The organism is Flavobacterium sp., assembly GCF_004211145.1.
Taxonomy (GTDB): domain Bacteria; phylum Bacteroidota; class Bacteroidia; order Flavobacteriales; family Flavobacteriaceae; genus Flavobacterium.
The window spans coordinates 1-6,317 of record NZ_SEBS01000065.1; the positions used below are offsets into that span (position 1 = coordinate 1).

Here is a 6,317-nt window from a genome sequence, read left to right on the forward strand (position 1 = left end):
GGCCAAAAAAAAACACCAATTATTTCTAAATCCATTTATCTATATCGAACCAACAAAGCAAAATTCACACAGCGCACCACATCCAAAATTCGTGCATTCGTGGCTAAAAAATATGGATAGCTATTTCCAAATCTCAATTGCCAAAATCAAAATCCGTGCGATTTCGCGAAGCGCAAATCCTCAACATCATCCAAAATCCGTGAAAATCCGTGAAATCCGTGGCCAAAAAAAACCAATTATTTCCCAATCCAATTATCGATATCGAACCAACGAAGCAAAGTTCACGAAAAGCGACATCCAAAATTCGTGCATTCGTGGCTAAAAAATATGGATAACAATTTCTAAATCTAAATTGCCAAAACCAAAATCCATGACATGAGCGAAGCCAATCGACGAAGCAAACTCCACACGACGCGCAAATTCTCAACGTTATCCAAAATCCGTGAAAATCCGTGCAATCCGTGGCCAAAAAAATATCGCGAACTATTTCCTGATCCAAATTTTCCAAATTCAAAATCCGCGACACGAGCGAAGCAAACCGACGAAGCAAATTCCACACGAAGCGCAAATCCTCAACGTCACCCAAAATCCGTGAAAATCCGTGCAATCCGTGTCCAAAAAAACAAATCCTCAATGTCAACTAAAAATTCCTCGAAATCCGCGACCCGAGCCAAGCGACCCAACAAATCAAAATCCCCGCGAAGCGTAAAAAAAGGAAAAGTCCGTTGACCCAAAACCTACAAAGGCCCCGAATCGATATACACAAAAATCGCCGTATAATATTTCCTCCCATCCGCATCACTCGAAACCGAAATCCCAAAATGCGTCGCCGAACCCTCAATCGCCGCACGATGTCCCGGACTATTAAGCCAACCGTCAAAAGCACCTTGCCCCGACTGATAACCGAACGCGACGTTTTCACTTATCCCGGTGGCTCCCAAGACATCCTGCAACAACGCCGCACGTTCCGCAAAACCGTCGTGGTTCATATCAACGTTTGCGATCATATATGAATTATGGTCCTCGCACGTACTCGAAATAAAATCGAAGAGCTCAAGCGTTCCCAAACCAAGACTGGCACGATGCGAATTGACGAGAGCCGCGATTTGCGTTTCATCGGCGTCATACGTATAGACTTGATTCGTAGGATCAGGTTCCGATGGCGTCGGATTGGTCGTTCCAGGTGGTTGGGAAATTACGGTTTCAGGATCGACATCGGCCGAACACGACACGACAAGAAACACCAATGGCAACAAAAAAGCATATGAAGTGACTTTCATACATTCGCAGGTTAAGTTTTACTGAAAATTGAGGAGGGAAATTTCTTGGGGAGAAAATTTCCTGTCCGTTGCTTTTTGGTGTTAGGCAATTATAATGCAATCTTGGATGAAGTTTGAAAAAAAATCGATGAACGACGTTAAATGGAAGTTTTGGGAGATAAAAATCCTACAGAAGATTCGCTGCGGTTTAGACACGCCTTGCAGGTTTTAGACACGCCTTGCAGGTTTTAGACACGACTTGCTGGTTTTAGACACGCCTTGCAGGCTTTGGACACGCTTCGCTTTAGACTGCAGGACGTTGTACACATGCCTTCCGAGAAATATCTAATTATGAAAAGCTTCACTCTAACTGTCCAAAGCGCAGAGTGTCAAAAGCACCGCGTGTCCAAAGCGAAGCGCGTCCAAAGCGCAGCGGTGTAAAAGCGCAGCGTGTCAAAAGCGCAGCGTGTCAAAAGCACCGCGTGTCCAAAGCGCAGCGTGTCCAAAGCGCCGCGTGTCCAAAACACAGCGTGTCCAAAGCACCGCGTGTCCAAAGCGAAGCGCGTCCAAAACACAGCGCGTCCAAAACACAGCGTGTCCAAAGCGAAGCGCGTCCAAAACACAGCGCGTCCAAAGCGCAGCGTTTCAAAAACACAGCGCGTCCAAAGCGCAGCGTGTCAAAAGCGCAGCGTGTCAAAAGCACCGCGTGTCCAGAGCGTAGCGTGTCCAAAGCGTAGCGTGTCCAAAGCGCAGCGCGTCCAAAGCGTAGCGTGTCCAAAGCGCAGCGTGTCCAAAATTAAAAATTGAAAAAGCCGCTCTTTGGGAAAGCGGCTTTTCTGTCAAAACAAAAACAAAATTTAATTCAACTCAATTTATTTTTTAATGAAGATATTCGTGTAATATTTCTTTCCGGTTTCAGGGTCGACTCTGATCGAGATGCCAAAGTGCGTGAATTGTCCAACAATGTTGGCTTTATGCCCAGGGCTCGCAAGCCAAGCGTCCATAGCTCCCGAAGGCGCTTGATAGTTGTAAGCGATATTTTCGTTTACCTTGACCGCGCCAAGTACTTCGATGATATTGGCGGCACGTTCCTGGAACTGGTCGTGGTTAACTACTTTATTGATGATCATGTATTCGTTGTGCTCTTCAGATTTGAAGGAAACGTGGTTGATGAGTTCCAAAGCGTTGAGCCCTTGGCTTACTCGGTAATCGTTGATGATCTGAGCCATTTGAAGCTCGAGATCACTGTAATCGTATGTAGTTACGATATTCTTGTCCTGTGGCTGTGTTGCAACTGTCTCTTCTGAATCAGAAGAACATGAGTTCATAGTAAATACGATCGCACACAGTAATACTGTTTTGAGTAGATTTGATTTCATAGACATTAGTAGGATTTAATGTTCAGGTAGATTGTGGGGCAATTTTCCTAAAGGGTGTTTTGGTATTTAGTCTGTCAATGTTTTAAAGTAGATTGTGGGGCAAACTTCTTTAAGGGTGTTTTTGTAAGAACGTTTATTTGTTTTTCTTGAGTCAATATTACGTCAAACATCGTTTAAGTGCCAAATAAAATCGATGAAATACATCAATTAACTTATAATACGTATAATTTTCTTACAAAACATATCGTAAAACAAAAATTTAGGGCAGAAAAAAACCGCCTTCATCGGGCGGTCAAATTCATATTAAAGGAACTTATGGTGAAAGTCGGTCGCGACTCCAGGATTCGGCACCGTTGAATTGATAGCGAATCCTATCGTGAAGCCTGTTGGGCCTGCCCTGCCAGAATTCGATTTCCGACGGTTTTATGATATAGCCGCCCCAATAATCAGGACGACTGATTTCGTTGCCTGCGATAGAATGTTCCAAGGATTCAAGTTTCGCTTCCAAAAACGCCCTCGACGGAATCACTTCGCTTTGGTCTGAAACTAAAGCTCCGAGTTTACTCCCATACGGCCGGCTTTCAAAATATTCGTCCGACATCTTGGCCGATACTTTGCCTGCAACTCCTTTGATGATGACCTGACGCTCGAGAGCCGGCCAGAAAAACGACACGCAGACATTCGGGTTCCCGTCCATTGCCTTTCCTTTCTCGGAGTTGTAATTTGTATAGAATACGAAACCGTGCTCGCTGAATTCTTTTAAAAGTACGACGCGCGATTTCGGAAAACCGTCCAACCCGATCGTCGATATCGTCATGGCATTGGCTTCCGAAACCAGTTTCGATTCGTCGGCTTCAAAAAACCACGTCCTGAAAAGATCCATCGGTCCATCGGGTAAACCGGTATCTCCCAATTCGCTTTTCTCGTATGATTTCCTGTGATTGCTTAAGTCTTCCATTATTCAAAAATGTTTTTAAGTTCGTTTTTAAGGGACGCAATTTGATCGTCGCCACTTCCATCCCATCGCGCGATGATTTTTCCGCTGGGATCGATGAGGACTTTTACGGGAATGAACGTCACGTTGTAATCGTCGAGGATTTTCGTATCGCGGTTATCCAACATCGAAATATGTCGCCACGAACCGATTCCGTCTTTTGCGATCGCATTCTTCCACGATTCGAGATTCTGATCTTTCGATATATTGACGACTTCGAGGTTCGGATATTTCGAAAACACCTGCTTAAGTTCTGGATATTCCGAACGGCAAGGCGCGCAATAACTCGCCCAAAAATCGATCAGCACGTATTTCTTTTTTGAAAAATTCGAAAGTGCAATCACGTTCTTATGGATCTCGACGAGACTAAAATCCTGGGCTTTGTCCCCGACTTTGCTGTTTTCATAGGCCGAAACCTTACGCATCAACGCTTTTCCGGCGACGCTGTTTTTCACTTCGTCCGAAAGATTCCTCGCCACCTGCGCGGTCTGATCCCGGAACGAAACGCCCATTCCCTGCCCTAACTGCATCATCAGCGGTCCGGGCGCGGCAAACGAGTTCGGATGTTCGGTAAAAAATTCAATTTCGGCCTTGATTTCTTCGACCCAAAGCGCATCGAACGTCACTTGGCCGCTGTCGATTTTCTTCTGCAGTCCGGCCTTTTGCGAATCTTTTTTGGCCGACTGCAATTTGCTGTACAATTGTTCGCGTTCGGCAGCGATCATATTTTGTTTACGCGTAATCGGCAATTTGAAACGGTTGAGCGCGTCGAGATCGACTTGCGTTTTCGAACCTTTCACATCGATTTTGGACAAATCTTTATAATCGGCGGTTGCCGTCAGGATTCCGGGTTCGGCATAGAATTGTCCCATACTTTTCCCATCCGACGAGAAATACGGATTGTTGTACACATATATAAGTAAAGGTTCGTCGGTTTGTCCTATGAAAGTGAACCGACCATTTTTGATCGCGACTTCTTCCGACTTCCATTTACCGTCGGGCAATCGGTACTGCAGATACAGCAAATCCTTGTTAGTCGCTCCCGAAATCTCACCCTTGAGTTCATATTTTCTTTGAGCACCGACTACAGCCGTAAGCATCATGGCCAGAATAATCAGGAAATATCTCATCGTCTAGAATTCAAATTCGCGGCCGTCATCGGCCAATACTACATTCGGGAAAACGGTCCGGGCCTCGTCGCGGAACAATTCTATGCTGTCGTAACGCGTCGAGTAATGTCCCAAAACAAGTTGCTTCACGTTTGCCTGTCGTGCAATTTCGGCGGCCTGCATCGCGGTCGAGTGCATGGTTTTTAGTGCGAGTTCCGATTCGTTTTCCAGAAATGTCGATTCGTGGTACAAAGCATCGACCTCTGAAATCAACGGCACGATCGTCTCATCATATACCGTGTCCGAACAGAACGCGTAACTCTTGGGCGCAATCGGTTCGGTAGTCAACTTGTCGTTGGTTACGATTGTGCCGTCGTCAAGCTTGATGTCTTTTCCCAATACGATGTTCCGATAATAAACCTTATCGACACCGTAACTTTCGGCGGCCTCGGCGTTGAGTTTCCGCAAACCCATTTTCTCGCGGAACAGATAGCCGTTCGTATAAATCCGATGCTTCAGCGGAATCGTCGAAACGATCACCTTGTCATCCTCATACACGACTTCGCTTTCCTTCGATTCCAGTTCCTTGAAATACAGATTGTATCCCGTGAACGAATTCGACAGCCGTAATTGCAGCAAAATGATTTCCTTGATTCCTTTCGGGCCGTAAATCGTGAGGTCGGCGGTACGGTTGAGCAACATGAACGTCGAGACCAATCCCACGAGCCCGTACAGATGATCGCCGTGCAGATGCGAAATGAAAATGTGCTCGATCTTCGAGAATTTGATCTTGTTTCGCCTGAGCTGTACCTGCGTGCCTTCGCCGCAATCGATCAAAAACAAGCGGTTCTTGATTTCGAGTACCTGCGAGGTCGGATTTGTAAACGTTCTGGGCGTGGCGGCGTAACAGCCGAGTATGGTGAGTTTCATTTTTTTTAATTAATAATGAATAATGAATAATTAATAATTAACAATTGGTTGCTATATCTAACGCAAATCTGAATTCGATCGACAATACATTATTCATTATTCATTATTCATTATTCATTATTAATTGTCAATTATCAATTGTCAATTATCAATTAAAACCCAAGGTCCCGCTCAATCTCATCCATCTCAATCATATCATGCGCTTCCTGCAACGTCGGGACGATCACGAGCTTGTCTGAAACGCTGTTGAAATCGACATCGGCAACGACCACGAAAGATTTTTTCGCTTTTTTATGGGATTTTGACAACGGCAGAAACGCGTTCAGATCTTTCGCCGAAACATTCGTGCACGAACTCACGTCGGCCACGATATTGTGTTTTTCAAACGTTTTGTATTCGTGCGTGAGCTTCATCAAAAAACCGGTCAAATCACCTTGATTATCCTTGATGACGCAGGTATGGCCTTTGGTTTCGACTTTCATGGCTGAGGGTTTTGGGTTGTGTTGTAAAGATAAGGAAAGTGCTGAAGTGCTTTGTGCTGAAGTGCTGATTTTTTAGTGCCTGAGTGCCTGAGTGCCTGAGTGCCTGAGTGCCTGAGTGCCTGAGTGCCTGAGTGCCTGAGTGCCTGAGTGCCTGAGTGCCTGAG

Annotated in this window: 6 protein-coding genes; all 6 read right to left on the reverse strand. The window is 45.4% G+C overall.

The features are described from left to right. Nucleotides 1–737: 737 nt before the first annotated feature. On the reverse strand, nt 738–1,280 hold the full coding sequence (locus EOO50_RS17390) for a CAP domain-containing protein (RefSeq protein WP_290841555.1): 543 nt from the start codon (nt 1,278–1,280) through the stop codon (nt 738–740). Between the two features lie 851 nt (nt 1,281–2,131). After that, the gene (locus EOO50_RS17395) at nt 2,132–2,638 is read right to left on the reverse strand and encodes a CAP domain-containing protein (protein ID WP_290841556.1); all 507 of its coding nucleotides are present in this window, start codon (nt 2,636–2,638) and stop codon (nt 2,132–2,134) included. 313 nt (nt 2,639–2,951) lie between these two features. Further along, nucleotides 2,952–3,596 carry a pyridoxamine 5'-phosphate oxidase gene (gene pdxH, locus EOO50_RS17400; RefSeq protein WP_290841557.1) on the reverse strand — a complete coding sequence of 215 codons (645 nt, stop codon included), beginning with the start codon at nt 3,594–3,596 and terminating at the stop codon, nt 2,952–2,954. Continuing rightward, the gene (locus EOO50_RS17405; RefSeq protein WP_290841558.1) at nt 3,596–4,762 is read right to left on the reverse strand and encodes a TlpA disulfide reductase family protein; all 1,167 of its coding nucleotides are present in this window, start codon (nt 4,760–4,762) and stop codon (nt 3,596–3,598) included. The genes pdxH and EOO50_RS17405 overlap by 1 nt, the downstream gene beginning before the upstream one ends. 3 nt (nt 4,763–4,765) lie before the next feature. Further along, on the reverse strand, nt 4,766–5,671 hold the full coding sequence (locus EOO50_RS17410; RefSeq protein ID WP_290841559.1) for a ribonuclease Z: 906 nt from the start codon (nt 5,669–5,671) through the stop codon (nt 4,766–4,768). 152 nt (nt 5,672–5,823) lie between these two features. Continuing rightward, a complete protein-coding gene (locus tag EOO50_RS17415; RefSeq protein ID WP_290841560.1) occupies nt 5,824–6,153 on the reverse strand; it encodes a ribonuclease Z in 330 nt (109 codons plus the stop codon). Between the last annotated feature and the right edge of the window lie 164 nt (nt 6,154–6,317).